Genomic DNA, 22,665 nt, shown 5'->3' with positions numbered 1-22,665 from the left:
GTAACGACTCTCGAAAGCGTGACTGAACGTGCGTCACTCACTCGATCGAGTCACCGTCGTGGTCTTCGCGGCGATGCTTACGATCGGTGCCGTCCCGATCGCGGCCGGGTCGGCGGTCGGCCACTCGATCCAGACGACCACCGACGGCGTCCCCTCGGTCCGAGCCGCGGAGACGCCCGAGGCAGATACGACGGTGACGCGAATCGCGATCGCCGAGAACGGGGCTGCACGCTGGTCGGTAACGGTTCGCACGCGGCTCGAAAACGACTCGGACGTCGATAATTACGAGGCCTTTCAGGGGCAGTTCCGAAGCGACCGGGACTCCTACGTCGAGGAGTTCGAGCGCCGCATGACTGGCGTCGTTTCCAGCGCGTCGGAGTCGACCGGTCGATCGATGAACGCGTCCGGGTTCCGGGCCGAGACCTCTATTCAGGAGGTCCCCCGACGGTGGGGAACGGTCACGTACTCGTTCCGGTGGTCAAACTTCGCCGCGGTCGACGGGAACGGGATGATCGTCGGAGACGTGTTCGAGGGCGGCCTCTATCTCGGCGAGGACGACCGGCTTCGAATCGTCCCACCGACTGGATACGCGCCGGTTGAAACCTCGCCACCGCCGGACGAGGTCGACGGCACGACCGTCGTCTGGGGAGGACCGAAGGAGTTCGCCGACCGACAGCCGACGGTCCGCTTCGACGGGTCCGACTCGGCGGCCGAGAGCGATACCGACGGAACGGCAGGGAGTCCTCGGCTTTCGTTCCTGCTCGGTGGAACACTCGTTATCCTCGCGATCCTCGGCGTCGTCGTGGCCGCGTTCGGCCGCGATGAGGTCACTCGAGCCCTCTCGTGGCCCCGGTTCGGGAGTGACTCGGTCTCCGAACCGACCGGATCGCCGGACGACGGTTCGGACGACACCACGAAACAGCCCGCCGCGAACGAGCCTCGAGCCGAGAGCGGGACATCTTCGGTATCATCGACCGCCGCGTCGTCAGTGCCCGCCGACCTCGCGACGGACGAGGATCGCGTCCGCGCGCTTCTCGAGCGAAACGGCGGTCGGATGCGCCAGGCCGCGATCGCCGAGGAACTCGAGTGGTCGGCCTCGAAGACGTCGCGAGTCGTCTCGGGCATGGCGGCGGAAAACGACGTCGAAAAGCTACGGATCGGCCGTGAGAACGTGATCGACCTGCTCGAGGACGCAACTGACGAGACGGGATAGCGACCGGCGCTGTCCGCCAGTCGTTACGCTTTACCCCCACCAGCCCGAATCGAGGCCTAATGACTGCCCAGACCGTCCAGCAGGGCGACCTCGTGACCGTCATCGGGCTCGAGGTCCACGTCCAGCTGGAGACCGACACGAAGATCTTCTGTGGCTGTTCGACCGAGCCGACCGACGAGCCCAACGAGAACGTCTGCCCGGTCTGTCTCGGCCTGCCGGGGTCGCTGCCGGTGCTGAACGAGGGCGCCGTCGAAGCCGCGGTCAAGATCGGAAAGGCGATCGACGCCGACATTCCCGAGGAGACCCGGTTCCACCGGAAGAACTACTACTACCCCGACCTCCCCAAGAACTTCCAGATTACCCAGTACGACGAGCCGATCTGTCAGGCGGGCGAACTCGAGATCGCCGTCGAGGGCCAGCGCCGGACCGTCGCGATCGAGCGCGCCCACCTGGAGGAGGACCCGGGCAGCCTCCAGCACGTCGGCGGCGGTGGCGGCATCGACTCCGCGGAGTACACCCTCGTCGACTACAACCGCGCCGGAACGCCGCTGATGGAGATCGTCACCGCGCCGGACTTTCGCAGCCCCGGCGAGGTCCGGGCGTTCCTCGCGGAACTCGAGGAAGTACTGGAGTACCTGGGCGTCTTCGACGCCGACCGCGACGGTAGCCTGCGGATCGACGCCAACCTCTCGATCATCCCCGCCGCGGAGATCGACGGCGACGACACCGACGAGATCGACACGGCGGTCCTCGAGTCGGCCAACCGTACCGAGGTCAAGAACATCTCGAGTCACAAGGGCGCGGAGAAGGCCCTGGCCTACGAGGAGACCCGCCAGAAAAACGCCATCCAGCGCGGTCGCGCGGTCGAGCAGGAGACCCGCCACTGGGACGAGAGTCGGGGCATCACGGTCTCGATGCGCTCGAAGGAAGAAGAGAAGGACTACCGCTACTTCGAGGAGTCCGACCTGCCGCCGCTGCGGGTCTCGGGCTGGAAAGACGAAATCGAGATTCCCGAACTCCCCTCGGCCCGCCGCGAGCGGTTCCAGGACGAGTACGGCCTGAGCGAGGAAGCGGCGTCCAAACTCACCTCCACGAAACAGGTCGCGGACTTCTACGAGGACGTCGCCGGCGAGTTCGATCCCGACCTCGCCGCGACGTGGGTCGCGGACAACCTGCTGGGCGAACTCAACTACCGCGACATCGAGATCACCGAGATCGAGGGCCGCCTCGAGGAGATCACGCGGCTGGTCGAACTCGTCGCCGAGGACGAGATCACGGCCAAAAACGCCCGCGAGACCGTCCTTCGATCGATGCTCGACGACGGGAACGCGCCCGACGAGATCGTCGAGGCGGAAGGACTGGGCAAGACCGGCGAGGACGAGGTCGAGCGGGCCGTCGTCGAGGCGATCGACGAGAATCCCGACGCCGTCGACGACTACGAGAGCGGCGACGAGGGCGCGATCAACTTCCTGGTCGGACAGGTGATGCAGAAGACGGGTGGGAGTGCGGATCCGGGCGACGTGAACCAGCTGCTGCGGGCGGAGTTGGACGGGTAATTACCGGCCGCGAGCGACGCACGGCGCATCGCGCCGCGGAGAGACGAACGGGCAGTGCCCGTGAGTCAGTGAGCGGTCGGCTTTTTGATCTCTTGCCGAGTGCAACGAGGCAAGGTCAGCGAGAGTACGACTCTCGTCGGACGGATTTTTCTCGAGCGGTTGCGAGCGGAGCGAAAAACTCGACGAGAAAAAGGCGGGCGAACTGACGGGTAGGCGTGCGGATCCGGGCGACGTGAACCAGTTACGTCGGGTCGAACTCGAGGGGAAGGTTCCGCGCTACTTCTCGTCGTCCGTTCCGCTACCGTCGGACTGGAGCCGCTTCGTCGTCTGGACGAGCGGATGTCGCGCGTAGTCGACGGCCTCGATGTCGTCGATCCGCTCTAGGTTCTCTTTCTCGGCCGTCCGTGCCATCCCCAGATCGATCTCGTGATCGATGACGATGACGTAGGCGTCCATCTCGTCGATTCCCAGTCGGTCGGCCGCCAGCACGCGGTGGTGGCCGTCGGCCAGCAAGAGCGTGCCGTCGTTGTCGATGACTACCAGCGGCTCGGCCAGCCCCCGCTCGAGTTCGTATCGGCGGCCTTCGAGTTCGTCGGCGTAGACCCGACCCTGCGTGGGGGTGAGGTCGGCGAGGGCGACGGTCCGGCGTTCCTCCGTGAGCTCGATCTCGTGGATCTGCTCGAGCGTGCGTTTGAGTTTGCCGACCTTCTCGGGGGTCGCCCGCTCGATCTGGCTGCGGATCACGTCGGCGTTGGAGATGATTCCGACGAGATTGCCCGCGTCGTCGACGACGGGGAGCTTCTGAATGCCCGACCGGAGGATGACCCGGGCGGCGTCGGTCACCTTCATGTCGGGATGGGCAACCAGCAGATCGGTCGCCATCACGGTAAAGATCGGATCGCTGTCGTCGGCCAGCAACAGGTCGCGGGCGCTGATGAAGCCCTCGACGCGGCGGCGCTCACAGACCGGAAAGCCGCTGTGTTCCTCGCTCTCCGCGATCCGGGTCGACACCTCGCCGACGGTTTCGTCCGGCGACACCGTCGCGACGTCGCGCGTCATGTAGTCTTTGACCTTGGGCTTCGTTCGGTCCGACACGACCTCCATACGCGAACGGACGGCGGCCGCGCGCAAAAGTACTGTCACTGACGCCCCGTCGCAGCCGCCCCCGTCACGCGCTCACGCCGACTCGCCGCCGTCCGGTTTGCCGCGCTTCGTGAACAGCCATTCGCTTGTCTGGGTGTAGGCCCCGACCGGGACCCCCGGCCGCGTCTCGATCGCCTCGAAGAAGCGGTTCGCGATCACCTCTTCGACGACGCTGACGATCGACTCGATCTCCGCTTCGTCGTCGGCGCTGCCCAGAATACCGATCTCGAGTTGTGCGCCGGCCATGTCGGCGTGGCCGCCGGCGCTGCCGATCCGGTCGAACGCGTCCCGAAGCGTCTCGCCGAGGTCGACGTCGGCGGCCCGCGACCGGGCCGAGACGTAGACCATCTCGTCGTTGAAGCCGAAGACGAGCGTCGTCTCGACGCCCTCCATCGCGAGCAGTTGGTCGGCGGCTTGGGGCAGCGCGTCCCGATCGCCGATCCGGCCGACGCTTGCCACCACGACCGAGTCGCGCTGGACCCGGTTCTTGATCGCCCGCGCGATCGTGTCGAGGGTGTCGCCCTCGAGCGACGGCTGTTCGATCTGGCGCAGGACCGACGCGTCCGCGTGGGGCGACAGCACCGACGCGGCCCGGAAGTCTGCGGGGGAGACTTCGCGGGTGAAGTCGTTCGTATCGACCCGGATGCCGTACAAAAGCGCCGTCGCAGTCGACGGGTCGAACTCGAGATCGAACCGCTCGACGTACTCGGTCAGGACGGTACTGGTCGCGCCCGCGCCCTGACGGAGGTCGACGAAATCGCCGGGAACCGGTCCGCGCGGCGGGTGGTGGTCGATGACGATGTCGACGTGCAACTCCGTCGGGAGCTGGTCGTTGACCCCCGGCCGGGAGTGGTCGACCAGCGCGAACGCGGCGTACTCCTCGAGCGACTCCGCCGACCCGAGGTTCCGCAGATCCAACTCGAGGAGGTTGACCATCGCGCGGTTCTCCTGGTGGGAGATGTCGCCGAAGTAGCAGGCGTCGGCCGGAACGCCGACGGACTCGGCGATGTCGACCAGCGCGGTCGCGCTGGCGATCGCGTCGGGATCGGGGTTGTCGTGGGCGATCACCGCGAGTCGGCCGTCGATCCCAGCGAGCCGGTCCCGGAGTTCGATCGCCGACTCGGCCGACCGGCTCGCCGTCTCCGCGAGGACCCGATCGGACAGTGCGCCCGCGGGGTCGACGACCGTGTCTGCGAGATCGTCGAAGCGCTCGCGGTCCGCGGCCGTCGCGTTGCCGCCCAGATAGGCCACGACCGCAGCCCCGGGGAACCGATCGCGCGCTGCCTCGAGTGCGGCCCGGTTGACGTCGGTGCGGTCGCTACCGACGAAGATCACGTCCGGCCGATCGACGCTCGCGACGGTCGCGGGATCGCTCGGATCGCCGTTGCGTGCCGGGACGCTCTCGTCACGCAGCGTCTCGACGATTCCCTCGTCGTCGGTGATGACGAGCAGTCGACCGTCGCGCTCGGAGAGGCGGTCGATGACCCCCCGACAGACGGAGCCGCAGCCGAGCACGAGCCGGAAACCCATTTGTCGCGGCTTGCGACCCCGTCGGGTAAAAGCTACCGGGTGCGGCTCAGCCGACGACCGTCGCGGCAGCCTCGGTCGCGACGTCGGTGATCGGACCGAAGGCCGCGAGGATGACCGCGGTCACGACGGCGGCGGCGACGATCGCCGCGTAGAGGCCGGTCGGTTTCGCGAGCGCGTCCCGCTCGCGGAGCGGCTCCTCGATCCACAGCGCCTTGACGAGCCGGGAGTAGTAGTACAGCGAGAGCGTGCTGTTGATCACGAGCGCCGCGGCGGCGGCGAGCAGCGCGGTGTTCTCGGCCGCCGCCTCGATCGTGTGAATGAACAGGAGGTACTTGCTCCCGAACCCGCCGAAGGGCGGGATACCCGCGAGGCTGAACATGAAGACGGCCATCGCGGCGCAGGCGACCGGTGCCTGGGTCGCGAGCCCGTTGTAGTCCTCGAAGGTGCGGCCGACGCCCCAGTGTTCGGCCAGCCCCACGAACAGGAACGCGCCCGTGTTCATGAAGCCGTAGACGAACAGGTGGATCATGGCCGCACCCATGACGAGGTCGCCCGACGGCGTCGAAAGCGCCGCCAGCCCGATCAGCACGTAGCCGGCGTGGCCGATCGAGGAGTAGGCGAGCATCCGCTTGACGTTCTCCTGGGTCGCCGCCGCGAAGTTGCCGAGCGTCATCGTGACGATCGCCAGGATGACGAACGCCCACGTCCAGTCGACGCCGATGACCGCCGTCGTCGCCTCGAGCGGGAACGCGGTCGTGAACACGCGAAACGCCAGCACGAAGCCGGCAGCCTTCGAGGCCGAGGAGAGGAACGCGGAGACCGGCGCGGGCGCACCCTCGTAGGCCTCCGGGGCCCAGAAGTGGAACGGGACGCTGGCGGTCTTGAACGCGACGCCGCCGATCAGCATCAGGATGCCCAGACCGAGTAGCCCGCCCAGTTCGCCGGCCGCGCCGAGGTTCGCCGCGATCGACTCGAGTTGCAGGGAGCCGGTTGCGCCGTAGACCAGGCTGACGCCGTAGACGAAGATCGCCGACGACAGCGCGCCGATCAGGAAGTACTTCAGGCCGGCCTCGACGCTGCCGCGGTTGTCCTTGAGGATCGCGACCAGCGCGTACGACGGCAGGCTCGTCAGCTCGAGTGCGATAAAGGCCGTCACGAGGCTGTTCGAGGCGGCCATCATCGACATTCCGGTCGCCGCGAGGACGATTAGCGAGTAGTACTCGGCCTGGTAGGCGTGGTCCCGTAGGTAGTCGTGGCTCGCGACCGCGACCAAGGCGGTGACGATCGCCACGACGATCATGAAGAACAGCGCCAGCTGGTCGACGACGAACTGGCCGCCCATGATGTCGATGACGCCGTAGTTCTCGATTCCCGTCGCGCCGACGCCGGCGGCGGCGTACCAGACGGCGACGGCCAGCGAGGCCAGCGCGCCGATCACGGTCGTCCCGGAGAGGACGGTCCGGTTCGTCGAGCCGGGGTTGATGCTATCGAACGCGAACAGGACGAGCGCCGTCACGGCGAGTATCAGCGCCGGTGCCAGCGCCAGCCACTGGGGCAGGTCGACGACCGCCATCAGAGGTCACCTCCCTGAACGATCGGATCGATTGCGTCGGTTATCATGTCGAAGATCAGGTCGGGGGCCACGCCCAGCAGGACGACGAGTCCGAGCAACACGATCAGCGACGCGACGTCGTGAGCCGGTGCGCGGCCGACCTCGTAGTCGGTTTCGAGTCGATACGGACCGAAGACGGTCCGCTGGAGCGCGAACAGGAGATAGCCCGCGACGATGACGATGCCGAACATCGCCAGCGATGTGAACAGCGCCGAGTACGACAGCATCTCCGAGCCGAAGGAGCCGAAGAAGATGAAGTACTCGGCGGCGAAGCCGCTCATCAGCGGCAGCCCCATGTAGCCGAACGCGCCGGCGATCAGCACGCCGACGGCGATCGGCATCCGGTCTGCCAGCCCGGACATGTCGGTGACCATCCGCGTGTGGGTCGCGTTGTAGATGACGCCGACGGCCATGAACATCAGCCCGGAGATCAGGCCGTGGGAGATCATCTGGAAGGTCGCCCCGCCGACCCCGAACTGGGTGTACGCGACCAGCCCGAGGATGACGTAGCCCATCGACGAGACCGACGAGTAGGCGACGATCCGCTTTAAGTCGGTCTGGGCAAGCGCCAGCATCGCGCCGTAGATGACGCTGATGACGGCGATCGCCGCGATCGGCACCGCGTAGGTCTCGACCTGGTCGGGAAACATCGTGAAGTTGAACCGCAGCAGGGCGTAGGTCCCCATCTTCAGCAGGACGCCGGCCAGCAGGATCGAGGCCGGCGTCGGGGCCTCGACGTGGGCGTCGGGCAGCCACGTGTGGAACGGGACGATCGGCACCTTCACCGCGAAGCCGAGGAACAGCCCGATGAACACGACCGACGCGAGGGTCGTCCCGCTGAGCCCGAAGAGGCCGTTGGGGCCGCCCTCCAGCATCGCGGTCGCGACCTCCGGTAGCGCGAAGGAGGTCACGTCGCCCAGCCCGAAGACCAGGGCGACGAACGAGCCGAACATCACCAGCGACGCCACGTTCGTATAGACGAAGAACTTGATCGCGGCGTACTTCCGGCGCGGGCCGCCCCAGATCCCGATCAGCAGGTACATCGGGATCAGGACCGCCTCCCAGAAGACGAACCAGAGGAAGAAATCCAGCGCCGAGAAGACGCCGATCAGCATCGCTTCGATGAAGAGGATCAGCCCGTAGAACTGCGACTGGCGCTCGTCGATCGGGGTCCAGGAGCTGACGATCGCGAGCGTACAGAGGATCGTCGTCAGGACCACCAGCGGGAGGCTGATCCCGTCGAGGCCGACGAACCACGAGATCGAGTAGTCGCCGATCTCGAGCCACGCCGCCTGCGATTCGAAGGCCAGTTCGCCGCTCCGGAGGGCGTTGCCGCTGCCGTCGAAGGCCGCGAACAGCCACAGCGACAGGGCCGCCGGCACGAGACTGATGGCGAAGGCGAGCTTGCCGGCGATGCGATTCGGCGCGACGAAGGTCACGAGCGCGCCGATCAGTGCGACCGCGATCAGTGCTTCGATCATCATGCGAACCACCCTCCGAGATAGCCGAGGACGAGCAGTAAGGCGATGAACCCGCCCACCAACAGCGCCGCGTAGTTAGTCACGATTCCCGTCTGGATCCGTTTCACCCAGTCGCTTCCGAACAGGCTGATCGTCGACGTGCCGTTGACCACCCCGTCGATGACGGTCTGGTCGAACCGGTCGGCCGCCCGCGCCAGCGGCAGCGTCAGGCCCTCCGCGAGCCAGACCTGGTACTCATCCTGGTAGTAGTTGCGCTTCAGGACGCCGTAGACGCCGCCGAGTTTCGTCGTGTGGCGGTCCGGGTCGGGCACGTTGTACAGCGTGTGCGCCGTGACCGCGCCGGCGAGCGCGAGCCCGAGAGAGAGACCCGCGCTCAGGAGCATCGTCGTCGTCTCGGAGCCGATGTAGCTCTCCTCGAAGGCCATCTCGGCGACCGTCTCGTGGTACGCGTGATAGGTCAGTCCCTCGACGGAGCCGTACTCGCCGTCGAGCCAGAACTCGAGGAACGTGATGTCGATCCCCGCGAGCTTCGCGATCGGGGCCATGTTCACGAGGCCGGCGACGGCGGCGAGGGTTCCGAGCGCGAGCAGCGGGAGCTTGACCGCCCACCCGACCGGGTGGGGGTCCTCGGCGGTGTCGGACCGGGGTTCACCGTGGAAAGTCAGGAAGACCATCCGGAACGTGTAGAAGCCGGTGAAGAACACGGCCCCCAGCCCCATCGCGTAGGCCGCGAGGATGACCGGCTCGGAGAGGCCGACCGCCAGCGCGTCGAACAGCACCTCGTCCTTCGACCAGAAGCCGGAGAAGGGGACGATCCCCGCGAGCGCGAGCGCGCCGGCAAGGAAGGTGTAGTAGACGACGGGCGCTTTGTCCTTCAGACCGCCCATCTTCCACATGTCCTGTTCGTGGTGCATGAGGATGATGACGGCACCGGCACCGAGGAACAGGAGGGCCTTGAAGAAGGCGTGGTTCATCAGGTGGAAGACGCCGGCGACGTAGCCGCCGACGCCCAGCCCGAGCATCATGTAGCCGTACTGGCTGATCGTTGAGTAGGCAAGCACCTGCTTGATGTCGTCTTTGACGACGGCCATCGTCGCCGCGAACAGGGCGGTGAAGCCGCCGACGAAGGCGATGATCGCGAGCGCGGTCGGCGAGAGAGCGTAGTAGCCGAACATCCGGGCGACCAGATAGACCCCGGCTGCGACCATCGTCGCCGCGTGAATGAGCGCGGAGACGGTGGTCGGCCCCTCCATGGCGTCGGGCAGCCACGTGTGGAAGGGGAACTGCGCGGACTTGCCGAGCACCCCGCCCAGCACGAGCAGTCCGGTGATCGTCACCCACGTCTGGGCGTCGAAGCCGAACAGCGTCGTCCCGTCCTCGATCGCCGTCTCGGCGGCCGTGACGAACGAGCCCTCGCCGGCGAAGCCGACAGTGCCGAACGTCGCCGCGATGGCGACGACCCCGATCAGGAAGAAGTAGTCACCGAAGCGGGTGACCAGAAACGCTTTCTTCGCGGCCGAGGGGGCCGATTCCGTGCGGAACCAGAACCCGATCAGCAGGTACGAACAGAGGCCGACGAGCTCGAAGAACATAAACGCCATCAGCAGGTTGTCCGCGAAGACGAACGCGAGCATGCTGAAGGTAAAGAGTCCGAGTTCGGCGTAGTATCGCGGCAGTCCGGTCTCGCCTTCGGCGTTCATGTAGCCGAGGCTGAACACGTGGACGAGCAGGGCGACCAGCGAGACGATCACCAGCATGAGCGCCGAGAGCGGATCGATCAGGATCCCGAACGTAAAGGCGACCGTCTCCGCGCCGGTTGCGCTCGCCGCTGCGCCGGCCGTCCACTCGTACAGCTGTGCGTGATGTTCGCCGCCGCCCGCGACGGCCGCTGCCATCACCAGCGAGACGACGAGCGACCCACCGGTCGCGATGATGCCCGGCAGCGCGCCCTTCTTCGGCAAGTGCCGACCGAACAGGAGCGTGATCACGAACGCCACGAGCGGGAACACTGCGATCGCCGGTGCGAATCCGAACGGATCTGATGCCATTGCCATCTTACCACCTCATCGTCGTCGGTACCGTGACGTCGACGTCACGGAAGTTGCGGTACAGCACCAGGATGATCCCGAGTCCGACGGCCACCTCGGCGGCCGCAAGCGCCATCGTAAACAGCGCGAACAGTTGGCCGGTGAGGTTGCCGTGATAGAACGCGAACGCGATCAGATTGATGTTGGCCGCGTTCAGCATCAACTCGACGGACATCAGGAACAACAGTGCGTTACGGCGCGTCAGGACGCCGAAGAGACCGATACAGAACACCGCCATCGACAACAGCACGTAGTACTGCACGTCGACGGTCATCGACCGTCACCTCCGGTCTCCGTGCCTCCGTCGGCGACGGCCGTCTCCGGCCCCTCGCTCGAGGCCTCGTCCGTACTCGAGAGGGCGGAAACGGGTTCGCCTCCGTCCTCGCGTTTCGCGAGGACGAGCGAGGCGTCGAGCGCGGCGTCTAACGCGACGGCGACGAGCAAGACGGCGGCGAGGAACGGTTCGGTCCCGCCGACCGTTTGCAGTTCGTCGTAGCCAAAGAGCGCGTAGCCGAGTTCGGCCGTGACCGAGATCCCCTCGGGGAACCCGGTCATACCGCCGAACGAGGCGTTGAAGGTGATCAACGCCATCACGGCGAACAGTCCGACGGCGAGCAGTCCCGGGACTAGCGTCTTGCCGAGTCGGAGTTTCGGGCCGGTCGTCATGCCTGTACCACCTCGTCCGTATCGGCGTCGTCGCGCTGGGTCAGCATGACGGCGAACGTGATGAGGACGAGGACCCCGCCGACGTAGACGAGGACCTGCATCATGGCGACGAACTCGGCCGCCAGCATCACGTAGTGGACCGCCACGCTGAGCAGCGCCACGCCCAGCAGGAGCGCCGAATGCCACGGGTCCTGCATGAGCACGACACCCACCGCGCTGGAAAGCGTCACGACGGCAAACAGCGCGAACGCGATCAGCTCGTAGTTCATGGTTGTGTTGATAGTGCCCGTTTACGGGACGGGCGGACCCGTTACTGGTAGTCGACCTCCCCCTCGCCTTCACCGACCCACGCGCCGCGATCGGGTTCGCGGGAGGCGAGCGGGTCGATGTCCTTGTACCACGGTACCGCTTTCAACTGCTCTTTGTTGTAGACGAAGTCGTGTTTCGTGTCCGCGGTGAACTCGAAGTTCTCCGTCAGGAGGATGGCGTCGACGGGACAGACCTCCTCGCACAATCGGCAGTAAATACACTGTCCGATGTGGAGGTTGTACTGTTCGCCGTTTCGCTGGTCGTCCATCACGATCTGAATCGTGTCGTTCGGACAGACGTTCTCACACTGGCGACACCAGATACACCGCTCCTGACTGAACTTGTGGACGCCCCTGAACCGGGGCGAGACGTCGGGTGCGGTCTCAGGATACTCCACGGTGAAGGTGGAGCCGTCCAGTGCGTGTTTCATCGTCGTTGCCATCGATTTGAGTATCCCGATCATGCTATCAGCCCCACGATCGCCGCGGTCAGCACGAGATTGGCGAAGGCCAACACGAGCAGGCCCTTCCAGCCGATCTCGATCAGTTGGTCGATTCGAACGCGTGGCACCGCCGAGCGCAGCCACTGGGTCGCGAAGAACACCGCCCAGATCTTGATGATGAACCAGACGATGCCCGGCAGGACGGGGCCGGCCGGGCCGCCGAGGAAGATCGTCGCGATGATCGCGCCGCCGAGGAAGATGTGGAGGAACTCCCCGAGGTAGATCAACACGAAGTAGACCGAGGAGTACTCGGTCTGATAGCCGGCGACGATCTCGGTCGGTGCCTCCGGCGTGTCGAAGGGGTTGCGACCGACCTCCGCGAAGTTCGCCACCAGAAAGAGGACGAACGCGAAGGGGTTAATCAGCGCGTACCACGTCGGGATGTCGATCCCGGCGATCGTCACGAGCGTGTCGTGTTGCTCGGCGACGATCGTTCCCATCTGCAGCGACCCCGAGAAAATCACGACCGACATTCCGGTGATGACCAGCGGGATCTCGTAGGCGATGTTCTGTGCCACCGCGCGGAGGCCGCCGAGCATCGAGTACTTGTTCGCCGAGGCGTAGCCGGCCATCACCAGACCCAGACTCGCGATCCCCGAGACCGCGAAGACGTACGCCAGCCCGACTTCGGGGTCCGCGAGGTGGATCCCGTTCCCCATCGGGATGACGGCAAAGCCCAAAAGCGCCGACGACGCGACGACGATCGGCGCGAGGTCGTAGGCCGGGCGGTCGGCGTTCTCCGGGATCACCAGCTCCTTCGACAGGAGCCGGACTGCGTCCGCGACGATGATGAAGAGGCCGGCCGGTCCGAGCCGGTTGACGGCGATCCGGTCCGTGAAAGCCGCGGTGATCTTTCGCTTCGCCCACGGCCCCGCGACGCCGGTCATCGCCAGCATCAGGTTCCCGATGAGGAAGGCCGCGAGGAAGGCCGCGAGCAACTCGCCGCCGAGCCCGAATCCGTCGAGGCCGGTCAGCTCGCCGATCCGCTCGGGGAGCAAGACCGTGTCCTGCAGCGGCAGCGCCGGCGTCGCGGTCGCTGTCTGTGCGCCGGACATACTAGCGGTCCACCTCCCCGAGAACGATGTCGAGGCTGCCAAGCGAGGCGATCAGGTCCGGGATGTACTCGCCTTCGGACATCTCGGGCAGTGCCGAGAGGTTGTGGAAACACGGGCTCCGGATCTTGAACCGACCCGGCTTGTCGGTGCCGTCCGAGCGGATGTAGATCCCGAGTTCGCCCTTCGCACCTTCGACGGCGCGATAGATCTCGGTGTCGGCGTCCGGCTTCAGCGTCCGCGGCACGTTGCTCTGGACGGTGCGTTCGTCCTCGGGCCAGTCCTCGAGCAGGTCGAGACACTGCTCGATGATCTTCGCGGACTCCTCGACTTCCTGCATGCGCACGAGGACCCGAGAGTAGTTGTCACAGCCGTCCTCGGTGACGACATCCCACTCGAGGTTGTCGTAGTAGCCGTAGGGGTCGTCACGACGGAGGTCGTAGTCGATGCCGGAACCGCGGGCGACGGGGCCGGTACAGCCGTACTGTTTGGCCACTTCCGGTTCCAGGATTCCGGTGTCGTGGGTCCGGATCTGGAAGATCTCGTTGCCGGTCAGCAGGTCGTGGTACTCGTCGACCTTGGCTGGCAGCCCGTCGAGGAAGTCGCGGGTCTTCTCGACGAACTCCTCGCGGGGCTCGGGCAGGTCCCAGGCGACCCCGCCCAGCCGGAAGTAGTTGAACATAAGTCGCTGGCCGGTCAGGTCCTCTAAGATGTCCTGGACGACCTCGCGGTCGCGCATGCCGTACTGGAAGATGGCGGTGAAGTCGCCGTAGACGTCCAGCGCGAAGGTCGCGAGTGCGAGCATGTGCGAGGCGATCCGGCACAGCTCCGCGCCCATCGTCCGGATGACCTGCGCGTACTCGGGGACTTCGATGTCCGCGAGGTCCTCGGCCGTGCGCGCGTAGGCCCACTCGTTGAGGAGGCCGGCCGAGACGTAGTCCCAGCGGTCGGGGTAGGGCATGATCTGGTGTCGGTAGGTCCCCTGCTGGCACATCTGCTCCTCACAGCGGTGCAGGTAGCCGATGTCGGGGTCGACGTCGACGACCGTCTCGCCGTCCAGGACCGTCTCGATGTGGAGGACGCCGTGGGTCGCCGGGTGGTGGGGACCGATGTTGAGAAACATCGTGTCCGACTCGTCGTCGTGGTGGTCCGGCTGGACCGGGTTGGCGTGTTCGCTCAGGGTCACCAACTGCGGCTTCTCCTGGTTGTAGTCCCGGGAGAGCGGATGGCCCTGCCACGTCTCGGGCAGGAGGATCCGTCGCGGATCGGGGTGGCCCTCGTAGTCGATCCCGACGAGGTCGAATGCCTCCCGCTCGTGCCAGTCGGCGGTGCGAAAGACCGGTTCGGCGGTCTGGCTGACCGGGTCGTCGGTGGTCGTCGGCACGACGACCGACACCTCCTGGGTCGGGTCGGCGTACTTCCGGAGGTGGTAGATCGACTCGTACCGGTCGGCGTACTGCTGTGCGGTGAGGTTCGCGAGGTGGTCGAAGCCGGCCTCGTCGCGCAGGTCCGAGAGGACCGATTGGACGTCGTCCGGCCGGACGACGAACCCCGGCGCGTTCAGATGATCGTCGCGCGCGAGCGCGCGATCACCGATCAGCGCCTCGAGGTCGTCTTCCGATACTTCGGTCGCCGGGTCGCGCTCGAGTCCCGTACTCATGGCGAATCAGCCCAGTTGTAGCGCATGACCAGATCTTCTTCGTCGATGTCGTCGGCGAGCTTCTGGACGAGTTCGTCCCGTGGCAGGTCGCCGAACTCCTCGAGTTCGTAGGGCTTGACCACGACGGGCGAGGACTCGCCGTTGCGGATCCGTTCCTGGAGCTTCGCGATGCCGTAGACGAGCGCCTCCGGCCGGGGCGGGCAGCCGGGGACGTGGATATCGATGGGGATGATCTCCTCGGCTCCCTTGACGACGTTGTACCCCTCCTGGAAGGGGCCGCCGGAGATGGTACACGAGCCCATGCCGACGACGAACTTGGGTTCGGGCATCTGGTCGTAGACCCGCTTCATTCGGGGGCCGAACTTCGAGACGATCGTCCCCGGAACGATCATCACGTCGGCCTGTCGGGGCGAGGCCCGCGGCACGCCGGCTCCGAAGCGGTCCAGGTCGTGTTTGATCGCGTAGGTGTGCATCATCTCGATGCTGCAACACGCGATCCCGAACTGGAGCATGAACATGGAGTTGCCCCGCACCCAGTTCATGAACTTGTCGAACTTCGTGAGGATAAAGGGCGTGGAGCCGAAGGCCTCCCGAAGCGTGGAGTTGAAGCGGTCGTCGGCACCCTCGCCGATCCGCGAGTCGCGGGTGTCCGTCGACGGTGCGGTGCTGTCGTAGATCGACTGGCGTGGTTGGTCGCTGCTCATTGTCTGTCAGCCTCCAGTTGGTCGGCCGTTCGGGCCCACTGTACTGCTCCTGTGCGCCACGCCCACGCGAGTCCGACCAGCAGGATACCGACGAACAACAGCATCGGCCCGAGCGCGCGGACGAGCGAGATCTCCGGCGACTCGAGGGCATCCTGGTAGGCGACCGCCCACGGGAACAACAGGACGGTCTCGATATCGAAGACGACGAACAGAAGCGCAACCATGTAGTACTGAATATTGAACCGGATGCGCGTGCCGCCGGTCGGAACCTCGCCACTCTCGTAGGTGGCGCGTTTGCTCGTTTCGGGCACGGTGGGTCGCAGGAGAGACGATACCGACATCATCCCGAGCGGTATCAGTACCCCGACGAGTGCCAGCGCCCCGATGGCGATCCAATCATTCATCTCCGTAACGTTCGGGGCTTCAAACCGCACGCACATAAGGGTTGATTCTTTGTTTTTCGGGGAAACACGGGCCGAGACGCGACTTCAGCGAACGCGGACCTTCGTGAATAATCACTGGATACTATATATAGCTCCTTGAACAGTGAACGGATCGGTAAGCATTCGTTACGGATGTCCCAAATCTGCCGATACACGGCGACAGCAGTGCGTACATTTCCCATCCGAACGTATTCGGCTGACCGAACGGTCACGGCGGTCGAGCGCGAACGTCCGGGCCGGAACCGACTGCTGTGTTTCGGGCAGTTACTCCTCTCGGTTCCGGAACGCCGGCGTTCCCCGATCGTGTAGCTCCTGCGAGACGTCGCCGACGCCCGCCCGCAGACCCTCGTGATAGTCGACGAGGCGGTCACGCACCGCCTCGTGCTGGCGGGCGAGGATCTGGGCGGCCGAGAGCGCGGCGTTGAACGACTTCCCGGCGTCGACCGCGACCAGCGGCGCGCCCGTCGGCATCCCGATGACGCTGTCGACGGACTTCTCCTGGACCGGAACGCCGATTACCGGCAGCGGATAGGCGATCGAGGCGGTCATGTTCGGCAGGTCCGCCGACTTCCCGCCGGCACCGGCGACGATCACCTCGAGCCCGCGCTCCTCGGCCGTCTCGGCGTAAGCCGTCATTAAGTCCGGCGTGCGGTGGGCCGAGGTGACGTAGGTCTCGAACGTAAACCGTTCCGCGGGCGGGTTCTCGAACTCGGTCTGCTCGGCGAAGCCGAGTTCTTCGACGAAGGCATCGTAGGCCCCGCGGCGCTTCCCGCCGGTCATCATCGTCTCGAGGTCGGAGTCACTGCCCATGACGATCCCGACGTCCGGGGTTTCGGCGGGCGGTCGGTCCCGTGTGGCCTCGTCGTGGAGCCGGTCGATCAGGTCGCTGACGCTGTCGCTCATGGAGGACGGTCGGCGGGGGAAGGACTTGAAACGATGGCAAACGGACCGAGGGGGTCGACGGACGCTACGAGCGGAACGTGACCGCGCTCTCTAACTCGCGCGCGGTCTCGAGCAGGTCCTCGACCGCGGCGTCTTCGTCGGCGGCCGACAGCGTCACGTGGCCCAGCTTTCGCAACGGCCGCGCGTCCCGTTTGCCGTACCAGTGCAGCGAGGCGGCGGGCGTCTCGAGGATGTCGTCGATGTCGCTCAGTTGCGCGGGCCGTTCCTCGCCCACGTCGCCGAGCAGATTCGTCATCACGGTCGGCGAGCGCAGGGTAGTCGAGCCCAGCGGCCAGCCCAGCACGGCCCGGACGTGTTGTTCGAACTGCGAGGTCTGTGCGCCCTCGATCGTCCAGTGGCCGGAGTTGTGCGGGCGCGGCGCGATCTCGTTGAGGAGTATCTCGCCCTCGATCGTCTCGAACAGTTCGATCCCGTAGACGCCCCGCCCGTCCATTACGTCAAGTACGTCGCGCGCGACCGCGTGGGCGCGCTCGGTGACGGCCTCGCTCGAGCGCGCCGGAACGACGGTCTCCCGCAGGATTTCGTCCTCGTGGATGTTTTCCCCGATCGGGAAGGTCGCGACCTCGTCGTCGCCTTTGACCGCGATGACCGAGACCTCGCGCTCGAAGTCGACGAACGACTCGACCATCGCGGGGCCGGCGACCGACTCGAGGGCGTCCTCGGCGTCGGCTTTCGACTCGACGGGGACGTTCCCCCGGCCGTCGTAGCCGCCGGTCCGTGCTTTGAGCATCACCGGTGCGCCGTAGTCGTCGATCGCGGCCCGAATATCGTCGGCGTCTTCGACCGCGCGAAACGGCGGGACCGGAATGCCGGCGGCCTCGAGTTCCCGCTTCTGGACGAGCTTGTCGTGGATCGTCTCGAGGGTCGCGGGATCGGGGTGGACCGGCGTTCCCGTCTCCTCGCTCACCCGGTCCAGCACGTTCTGGTCGGCCAGTTCGATTTCGAACGTGAGGACGTCGGCCCGCGTCGCGAGGTCGTGGATCGCCGCCTCGTCGTCGAACGCGGCGACGATCTGGTCGCGGGCCACGGGCGACGCCGGACAGTCCGGCGTCGGATCGAGGACGAGCACCTCGACGCCCAGCGGCGCGGCCGCCTCGGCGAGCATTCGTCCGAGCTGTCCCCCGCCGACTACGCCGATCGTCGGTCCCGGCGTCCGTAACGTCGTCATTGCGCGCCGGTTGTCCGCGCCCGCGCTTAAGAATTCGCAAACGCCCTCGCTCGAAGCGCCCGTTCTCCTATAAAAACTCTCGGGAAGGACACCCGGGTCGGAAACCCGAAGCGAGTATATATGGAGCTGGCAACGCACGAACACGAGTATGCAACGTCACGTCTCACGACGCCGGGTCCTCGCCGGGGGGAGCCTCGGCGCGCTCGCGTCGCTGGCGGGCTGTCTCGCGACCGGGAGGGGGGAAACGGAGACCGTCACCGAAACGTTCGATACCGAAGGGGTGAGCGAGTTCTCGCTCGCGGCTCGTAACGGCTCGGTCACCGTCGACGGGGGTACCGACGTGACCGCGATCGAGGTCCGCGGCCACAAGGCCGCCCCGACGGAGGCGTCCCTCGAATCGCTGACCCTCGAGACCGACCGGAGCGACGGCCGGCTCACGGTCGAAACCGACAGCGAGGACGTCCCGTTCCTGATCGGTCCCGACCCGAAACTGGACCTCGAGGCGACGGTACCGGCGGGAGTGGGCGCGATCCGCGGGGAGACGACCAACGGCGACGTCACCGTCCGGGACGCGAGCGGCGAGTTGCTCGCGGAGACGACCAACGGAGATATCGACGTCGCGGGGGTCGACGGCGATCTGACCGCCGAGAACACCAACGGCTCGATCACGGTGGCCGAGGTCAGCGGCGACGTTCGAACGGAGACGACTAACGGAAGCATCGACGCGACCCTCGCGGCGGACGGCGGGGACCTGACCGCCGACAACACCAACGGCTCGATCACCGTCCGTGTCCTGCCGACGATCGACGCGACCGTCACCGCATCGGTGGACAACGGCGAGGTCTCGTTCGAGGGGTTCGACGACGTGAGCGGCGACGGCGAGGACGACCCGACGGTGACGCTCGGCGACGGCAACCGGCGGATCCGCCTCGAGACGACGAACGGGAGCGTGACGGTACGACGCGAGCGCGAGGAGTAGTCGCGTCCGCCGCGTCGCGGCCGCTCCGTTCGCCGCCGGGCGGCCCCGTCGACCGCCGGAGAACGGTACCTCTTTTACCCGCCCTCCCTACCGCTCGCGTATGTCCACGCTCGGACTGGTGGTCGCGCAGTTCAACCGCCCGATCACCGAGCAGATGGAGCAGGAGGCCCTCGAGGCGGCTACCGCCGCCGGCGCAGAGGTGTACGAGACGGTCCAGGTCCCCGGCGCGTACGACGCGCCGCTTGCAGCCGACCGGCTCGCGCGCCGCGACGCCGTCGACGCCGTCGCCGTCGTCGGCACCGTCATCACCGGCGACACGGACCACGACCAGGTGATCACCGACGCCACCGCCCAGCGGCTCTCCGACGTGAGTCTCGAGCGTGACACGCCCGTGACCCTCGGCGTGACCGGCCCCGGCATGTCCGCCGCGGAGGCCCGCGAACGCGTCGAGAACGCGGCGAAAGCCGTCGAGGGGGCACTCGATCTCGTCGACGAACTGCCGGATCCCGATTCCCAACAATGACGATGGAATTCACCGATCGCGTCTCCCGAGTCGAACCGTCCGCAACGCTTGCCATCTCCGCGCTCGCGACCGAACTCGAGAACGAGGGCGAAGACGTCGTCGACCTCTCGGTCGGCGAACCCGACTTCCCCACGCCCGAGAACATCGTCGAGGCGGGCAAGGCGGCGATGGACGCCGGCCACACCGGCTACACCACCTCCGCCGGCATCCTCGAGTTGCGCGAAGCGATCGCCGACAAACTGGCCGACGACGGCCTCGAGCATACGACCGACGAGATCATCGTCACGCCCGGCGCGAAGCAGGCGCTGTACGAGATCGTCCAGGCGCTCGTCGAGGACGGCGACGAGGTCGTCCTGTTAGACCCCGCGTGGGTCTCCTACGAGGCCATGGTGAAGATGGCCGGCGGCGACCTGACCCGCGTCGACCTCGCCGCGACCGACTTCCAGCTCGAGCCCGCGCTCGAGGACCTCGAAGCCGCCGTCTCCGACGAGACCGAACTGCTCGTCGTCAACTCCCCCTCGAACCCCACCGGCGCGGTCTACTCCGACGCCGCGCTCGAGGGCGTCCGCGATCTGGCCGTCGAACACGATATCACCGTCATCTCCGACGAGATCTACAAGGAGATTACCTACGGCGTCGAGCCGACGAGTCTGGGCACCCTCGAGGGAATGGCCGACCGCACCGTCACCGTCAACGGCTTCTCGAAGGCTTACTCGATGACCGGCTGGCGGCTGGGCTACTTCGCCGGCCCCGAGGACCTGATCGACCAGGCCGGCAAACTCCACAGCCACTCGGTCTCCTCGGCCGTGAACTTCGTCCAGCACGCCGGCCTCGAGGCCCTCGAGACCGAGGAACCGGTCGCCGAGATGGTCGACGCCTTCGAGGATCGCCGGGACCTCGTCGTCGACCTGCTCGACGACCACGGCGTCGACGTCGCCGAACCCGAGGGCGCGTTCTACATGATGGTGCCGGTAGATGACGACGACCAGGCCTGGTGTGAGGGCGCGATCGAGGACGCCCACGTCGCGACCGTCCCCGGCAGCGCCTTCGGCACGCCCGGCTACGCGCGGATCTCGTATGCGGCGAGCGAGGAGCGACTCGAGGAGGGGATCGAGCGTCTGGCCGAGGAAGGCTACCTCTAGCGGCTTCTGGACCCGATACTACGACCGCCTTTTCTGTCAACCACGATTGGCCGCGGGTTTATATACGAAGCCGCGGCCACGCTCCGCATGGAGTGTCCGACGTGTGGGAAATCGCCGTCCACCGAACGAGGGATGCGCCAGCACCACACGAAGGTACACGGCGATCCGCTTCCGAACCGGACGTGTAGCGGCTGCGGGCTCGAGTTCTACGATCCAAAAGCGCGTCGCGAGTACTGCGACGACTGCGATCCGAACGTCGGCGAACACAACGGGAACTGGCGCGACGCGACGGAACGGACCGACTGCGAGCGCTGCGGGTCGACGGTCGAGTACTATCCGTCCGACAAGCCGGGCGTCTACTGTTCGGACTGCGTCGACGCCGCCGAGGGGCTGCTCCCGGACAACCCGTCGGTGAAAGGGGAGCGAGTAACGGTCTCCTGTCGGTCCTGTGGCGACGACCTCGAGGTGCGACCGGCGCGGATCGACGAGCAAGAGCGGGGGTTCTTCTGTACGCTCGCGTGCTACGGCGACTGGCTGTCGGCGAACGTCGTCGGCCCGGCCCACCACCAGTGGGAGGGCGGGCCGATCGAATACGGTCGGTCGTGGTGGCGGGTTCGACGACGGGCGCTCGAGCGAGACGACTACGAGTGCCAACACTGCGGCGTCGGGAGAGACGAACTCGAGCGAAATCCGGACGTCCATCACCTCGAGCCCGTCCGGTCGTTCGAGGACCCTGAGGACGCACACGTACTGGAGAACGTGGTGACGCTCTGTCGGAGCTGTCATCGACGCGCCGAGGAAGGTCAAATAGCCGTTTCGTCCGCCGACGAAAAGTAACACTATTGTGCGGCGGTTTCGTATGCGGGAGTGAAGTCCCGTGGTGGTGAGCAAATCCGATGGATTTGCGAACGACACGGGACGACGAGTGAAACGAGGAGTCCCGTGGTGTAGTGGCCAATCATATGGGCCTTTGGACGTGTTCGGTTCGTTCCGTCACGGAAGCAAGCCCATGACGGCAGTTCGAATCTGCCCGGGACTATATAATTTATTTTGTAATTTTAGGGAGGCCTCGACTCGAGCCCCGGTGGCCGAGTCGCCGGCACCGGTCGGCTGTCGCTACCCGGTGTCGACGTTCTCGTCCGATTCCTCGAGCGAGTCGTCGACGAGTTCGAAGTCGGCCGAGCCGCAGGAACAGCCCTCTTGCCCGATGATCTTGATTTCGCCGTCCGGCCACTGTCGCGCGGCGTAGACGGAGTCACAGGCGGTACACGCTGCGAGTGCCCGCGTTACGTCGTCTCTGTGTGCCATCCCCAGCGTGGGGTTGTTAGAACTCCTGAATTAACCTTTCTACTCGAGAAATAGCCCGACGACGGCGACCTGACGACGCGGTCGCGGCGGACGATATCGCCCCGCGTCTCGAGTGCCACGATCATGGCTCGGGGACCGGTATCATCGACTCGCTCGAGTCGTCGGACGGTCACGGCGAGTAACGCCTATTCGTTGAGGTGGGATCGATACCCTTTGGGTTCGAACCCGCGCCGGCAGATCACGCGCTTGCGACCGACGGTGATCGCGCTGATCTGGTCGTCGTCTTCCATCCGATCGATGACGTCCTCGAGGCGGTCCTGTGTCCACCCGGTCTCCTCGCGGACGGTCGATTGGTCGACGCGGCCGCCGCGTTTGACGAGCAGTCTGAGGATTTTGTCTTCGTCGGGGAGTTCTCCTTCGTCGACGCCGTACTCGATCTCTTCGGCGTAGCTCAACGTTTCGTCGTCGGGGTCGTCGTCCGGTTCCTCGGTCGCCGCTGCGGACTCGTCCGATTGGGCCTCGTCGGCCGAACCGCTCCAGAGAGAGGAGAGCCGCGTCCAGAGTGTATTGAATACCATGTGTTGATCACGCTCCGCTGGGACTACCACAGCTTGAACGCCCACC

General features: G+C 66.2%; 23 protein-coding genes and 1 tRNA gene. 7 read left to right on the top strand and 17 right to left on the bottom strand.

Annotated elements, in window-relative coordinates:
- Positions 1–28 precede the first annotated feature (28 nt).
- On the top strand, positions 29–1,213 hold the full coding sequence (locus A6E15_RS12460; protein ID WP_084177364.1) for a DUF7345 domain-containing protein: 1,185 nt from the start codon (positions 29–31) through the stop codon (positions 1,211–1,213).
- A 59-nt stretch (positions 1,214–1,272) separates the two neighbouring features.
- Complete coding sequence (gatB, locus tag A6E15_RS12455; protein ID WP_076146641.1) at positions 1,273–2,769, top strand: Asp-tRNA(Asn)/Glu-tRNA(Gln) amidotransferase subunit GatB; 1,497 nt, start codon at positions 1,273–1,275, stop codon at positions 2,767–2,769.
- Positions 2,770–3,045: 276 nt separating this feature from the next.
- Here gatB and A6E15_RS12450 read toward each other — a convergent pair whose 3' ends face one another.
- The 15 genes from A6E15_RS12450 to A6E15_RS12380 form a co-directional block, all read right to left on the bottom strand.
- Positions 3,046–3,873: a CBS domain-containing protein gene (locus A6E15_RS12450; RefSeq protein ID WP_076146640.1), complete on the bottom strand. Its 828-nt coding sequence runs from the start codon at positions 3,871–3,873 to the stop codon at positions 3,046–3,048.
- A 72-nt stretch (positions 3,874–3,945) separates the two neighbouring features.
- Positions 3,946–5,442 carry a DHH family phosphoesterase gene (locus A6E15_RS12445; RefSeq protein WP_076146638.1) on the bottom strand — a complete coding sequence of 499 codons (1,497 nt, stop codon included), beginning with the start codon at positions 5,440–5,442 and terminating at the stop codon, positions 3,946–3,948.
- A 46-nt stretch (positions 5,443–5,488) separates the two neighbouring features.
- Positions 5,489–7,015 carry an NADH-quinone oxidoreductase subunit N gene (locus tag A6E15_RS12440; protein WP_076146636.1) on the bottom strand — a complete coding sequence of 509 codons (1,527 nt, stop codon included), beginning with the start codon at positions 7,013–7,015 and terminating at the stop codon, positions 5,489–5,491.
- The gene (locus A6E15_RS12435) at positions 7,015–8,538 is read right to left on the bottom strand and encodes a complex I subunit 4 family protein (RefSeq protein WP_076146635.1); all 1,524 of its coding nucleotides are present in this window, start codon (positions 8,536–8,538) and stop codon (positions 7,015–7,017) included. Before A6E15_RS12435 ends, A6E15_RS12440 begins: the two co-directional genes overlap by 1 nt.
- Entirely contained in the window at positions 8,535–10,589 is a 2,055-nt protein-coding gene (gene nuoL / locus A6E15_RS12430) for an NADH-quinone oxidoreductase subunit L (protein WP_076146633.1), read from the bottom strand. The genes A6E15_RS12435 and nuoL overlap by 4 nt, the downstream gene beginning before the upstream one ends.
- 1 nt (position 10,590) lies before the next feature.
- Complete coding sequence (gene nuoK / locus A6E15_RS12425) at positions 10,591–10,896, bottom strand: NADH-quinone oxidoreductase subunit NuoK (RefSeq protein WP_006181260.1); 306 nt, start codon at positions 10,894–10,896, stop codon at positions 10,591–10,593.
- Positions 10,893–11,288: a hypothetical protein gene (locus A6E15_RS12420; RefSeq protein ID WP_076146631.1), complete on the bottom strand. Its 396-nt coding sequence runs from the start codon at positions 11,286–11,288 to the stop codon at positions 10,893–10,895. The genes nuoK and A6E15_RS12420 overlap by 4 nt, the downstream gene beginning before the upstream one ends.
- The gene (locus A6E15_RS12415; protein ID WP_076146629.1) at positions 11,285–11,557 is read right to left on the bottom strand and encodes an NADH-quinone oxidoreductase subunit J; all 273 of its coding nucleotides are present in this window, start codon (positions 11,555–11,557) and stop codon (positions 11,285–11,287) included. Before A6E15_RS12415 ends, A6E15_RS12420 begins: the two co-directional genes overlap by 4 nt.
- A gap of 41 nt (positions 11,558–11,598) precedes the next feature.
- Positions 11,599–12,060 carry a NuoI/complex I 23 kDa subunit family protein gene (locus A6E15_RS12410; protein WP_066300884.1) on the bottom strand — a complete coding sequence of 154 codons (462 nt, stop codon included), beginning with the start codon at positions 12,058–12,060 and terminating at the stop codon, positions 11,599–11,601.
- Complete coding sequence (locus tag A6E15_RS12405) at positions 12,057–13,154, bottom strand: complex I subunit 1/NuoH family protein (RefSeq protein ID WP_076146628.1); 1,098 nt, start codon at positions 13,152–13,154, stop codon at positions 12,057–12,059. Before A6E15_RS12405 ends, A6E15_RS12410 begins: the two co-directional genes overlap by 4 nt.
- 1 nt (position 13,155) lies before the next feature.
- Positions 13,156–14,811: an NADH-quinone oxidoreductase subunit D gene (locus tag A6E15_RS12400; protein WP_076146626.1), complete on the bottom strand. Its 1,656-nt coding sequence runs from the start codon at positions 14,809–14,811 to the stop codon at positions 13,156–13,158.
- Positions 14,808–15,515, bottom strand: a complete 708-nt coding sequence (locus tag A6E15_RS12395; RefSeq protein ID WP_076146624.1) for an NADH-quinone oxidoreductase subunit B — start codon at positions 15,513–15,515, stop codon at positions 14,808–14,810. The genes A6E15_RS12400 and A6E15_RS12395 overlap by 4 nt, the downstream gene beginning before the upstream one ends.
- Positions 15,512–15,919 carry an NADH-quinone oxidoreductase subunit A gene (locus A6E15_RS12390; RefSeq protein ID WP_076146622.1) on the bottom strand — a complete coding sequence of 136 codons (408 nt, stop codon included), beginning with the start codon at positions 15,917–15,919 and terminating at the stop codon, positions 15,512–15,514. Before A6E15_RS12390 ends, A6E15_RS12395 begins: the two co-directional genes overlap by 4 nt.
- A gap of 303 nt (positions 15,920–16,222) precedes the next feature.
- Positions 16,223–16,861 (bottom strand): AIR carboxylase family protein, encoded by a 639-nt coding sequence (locus tag A6E15_RS12385; protein ID WP_076146620.1) that lies wholly within the window; start codon positions 16,859–16,861, stop codon positions 16,223–16,225.
- Between the two features lie 64 nt (positions 16,862–16,925).
- Positions 16,926–18,089 carry a 5-(carboxyamino)imidazole ribonucleotide synthase gene (locus A6E15_RS12380; RefSeq protein WP_076146618.1) on the bottom strand — a complete coding sequence of 388 codons (1,164 nt, stop codon included), beginning with the start codon at positions 18,087–18,089 and terminating at the stop codon, positions 16,926–16,928.
- Between the two features lie 148 nt (positions 18,090–18,237).
- Here A6E15_RS12380 and A6E15_RS12375 point away from each other — a divergent pair, with 148 nt between their 5' ends.
- The 5 genes from A6E15_RS12375 to A6E15_RS12355 all read left to right on the top strand — a co-directional run bounded on the left by A6E15_RS12375 (position 18,238) and on the right by A6E15_RS12355 (position 21,772).
- Positions 18,238–19,068, top strand: a complete 831-nt coding sequence (locus A6E15_RS12375; protein WP_076146616.1) for a DUF4097 family beta strand repeat-containing protein — start codon at positions 18,238–18,240, stop codon at positions 19,066–19,068.
- A gap of 100 nt (positions 19,069–19,168) precedes the next feature.
- On the top strand, positions 19,169–19,591 hold the full coding sequence (gene ribH, locus A6E15_RS12370; RefSeq protein ID WP_076146615.1) for a 6,7-dimethyl-8-ribityllumazine synthase: 423 nt from the start codon (positions 19,169–19,171) through the stop codon (positions 19,589–19,591).
- Positions 19,588–20,733 (top strand): pyridoxal phosphate-dependent aminotransferase, encoded by a 1,146-nt coding sequence (locus A6E15_RS12365; protein WP_076146613.1) that lies wholly within the window; start codon positions 19,588–19,590, stop codon positions 20,731–20,733. Before ribH ends, A6E15_RS12365 begins: the two co-directional genes overlap by 4 nt.
- An 87-nt stretch (positions 20,734–20,820) precedes the next feature.
- The gene (locus A6E15_RS12360; protein WP_076146611.1) at positions 20,821–21,570 is read left to right on the top strand and encodes an HNH endonuclease; all 750 of its coding nucleotides are present in this window, start codon (positions 20,821–20,823) and stop codon (positions 21,568–21,570) included.
- Between the two features lie 99 nt (positions 21,571–21,669).
- A tRNA-Gln gene (locus A6E15_RS12355) sits at positions 21,670–21,772 on the top strand.
- Positions 21,773–21,849: 77 nt separating this feature from the next.
- Here A6E15_RS12355 and A6E15_RS12350 read toward each other — a convergent pair.
- Both A6E15_RS12350 and A6E15_RS12345 read right to left on the bottom strand, forming a co-directional pair.
- Positions 21,850–22,041, bottom strand: coding sequence for a hypothetical protein (locus A6E15_RS12350; RefSeq protein WP_076146609.1), 192 nt, complete (start codon positions 22,039–22,041; stop codon positions 21,850–21,852).
- Between the two features lie 185 nt (positions 22,042–22,226).
- Positions 22,227–22,619: a helix-turn-helix transcriptional regulator gene (locus A6E15_RS12345; protein ID WP_076146608.1), complete on the bottom strand. Its 393-nt coding sequence runs from the start codon at positions 22,617–22,619 to the stop codon at positions 22,227–22,229.
- Positions 22,620–22,665 lie beyond the last annotated feature (46 nt).

The organism is Natrinema saccharevitans, from assembly GCF_001953745.1.
GTDB classification, from domain to species: domain Archaea; phylum Halobacteriota; class Halobacteria; order Halobacteriales; family Natrialbaceae; genus Natrinema; species Natrinema saccharevitans.
This window is presented reverse-complemented; position numbering and strand designations above follow the sequence as displayed.

Coding starts and splice junctions, on each gene's coding strand:
- gatB (WP_076146641.1), top strand. CDS start 1,273: ATGACTGCCCAGACCGTCCAGCAGGGCGACCTCGTGACCGTCATCGGG.
- A6E15_RS12450 (WP_076146640.1), bottom strand. CDS start 3,873: ATGGAGGTCGTGTCGGACCGAACGAAGCCCAAGGTCAAAGACTACATG.
- A6E15_RS12445 (WP_076146638.1), bottom strand. CDS start 5,442: ATGGGTTTCCGGCTCGTGCTCGGCTGCGGCTCCGTCTGTCGGGGGGTC.
- A6E15_RS12440 (WP_076146636.1), bottom strand. CDS start 7,015: ATGGCGGTCGTCGACCTGCCCCAGTGGCTGGCGCTGGCACCGGCGCTG.
- A6E15_RS12435 (WP_076146635.1), bottom strand. CDS start 8,538: ATGATGATCGAAGCACTGATCGCGGTCGCACTGATCGGCGCGCTCGTG.
- nuoL (WP_076146633.1), bottom strand. CDS start 10,589: ATGGCAATGGCATCAGATCCGTTCGGATTCGCACCGGCGATCGCAGTG.
- nuoK (WP_006181260.1), bottom strand. CDS start 10,896: ATGACCGTCGACGTGCAGTACTACGTGCTGTTGTCGATGGCGGTGTTC.
- A6E15_RS12420 (WP_076146631.1), bottom strand. CDS start 11,288: ATGACGACCGGCCCGAAACTCCGACTCGGCAAGACGCTAGTCCCGGGA.
- A6E15_RS12415 (WP_076146629.1), bottom strand. CDS start 11,557: ATGAACTACGAGCTGATCGCGTTCGCGCTGTTTGCCGTCGTGACGCTT.
- A6E15_RS12410 (WP_066300884.1), bottom strand. CDS start 12,060: ATGATCGGGATACTCAAATCGATGGCAACGACGATGAAACACGCACTG.
- A6E15_RS12405 (WP_076146628.1), bottom strand. CDS start 13,154: ATGTCCGGCGCACAGACAGCGACCGCGACGCCGGCGCTGCCGCTGCAG.
- A6E15_RS12400 (WP_076146626.1), bottom strand. CDS start 14,811: ATGAGTACGGGACTCGAGCGCGACCCGGCGACCGAAGTATCGGAAGAC.
- A6E15_RS12395 (WP_076146624.1), bottom strand. CDS start 15,515: ATGAGCAGCGACCAACCACGCCAGTCGATCTACGACAGCACCGCACCG.
- A6E15_RS12390 (WP_076146622.1), bottom strand. CDS start 15,919: ATGAATGATTGGATCGCCATCGGGGCGCTGGCACTCGTCGGGGTACTG.
- A6E15_RS12385 (WP_076146620.1), bottom strand. CDS start 16,861: ATGAGCGACAGCGTCAGCGACCTGATCGACCGGCTCCACGACGAGGCC.
- A6E15_RS12380 (WP_076146618.1), bottom strand. CDS start 18,089: ATGACGACGTTACGGACGCCGGGACCGACGATCGGCGTAGTCGGCGGG.
- A6E15_RS12375 (WP_076146616.1), top strand. CDS start 18,238: ATGCAACGTCACGTCTCACGACGCCGGGTCCTCGCCGGGGGGAGCCTC.
- ribH (WP_076146615.1), top strand. CDS start 19,169: ATGTCCACGCTCGGACTGGTGGTCGCGCAGTTCAACCGCCCGATCACC.
- A6E15_RS12365 (WP_076146613.1), top strand. CDS start 19,588: ATGACGATGGAATTCACCGATCGCGTCTCCCGAGTCGAACCGTCCGCA.
- A6E15_RS12360 (WP_076146611.1), top strand. CDS start 20,821: ATGGAGTGTCCGACGTGTGGGAAATCGCCGTCCACCGAACGAGGGATG.
- A6E15_RS12350 (WP_076146609.1), bottom strand. CDS start 22,041: ATGGCACACAGAGACGACGTAACGCGGGCACTCGCAGCGTGTACCGCC.
- A6E15_RS12345 (WP_076146608.1), bottom strand. CDS start 22,619: ATGGTATTCAATACACTCTGGACGCGGCTCTCCTCTCTCTGGAGCGGT.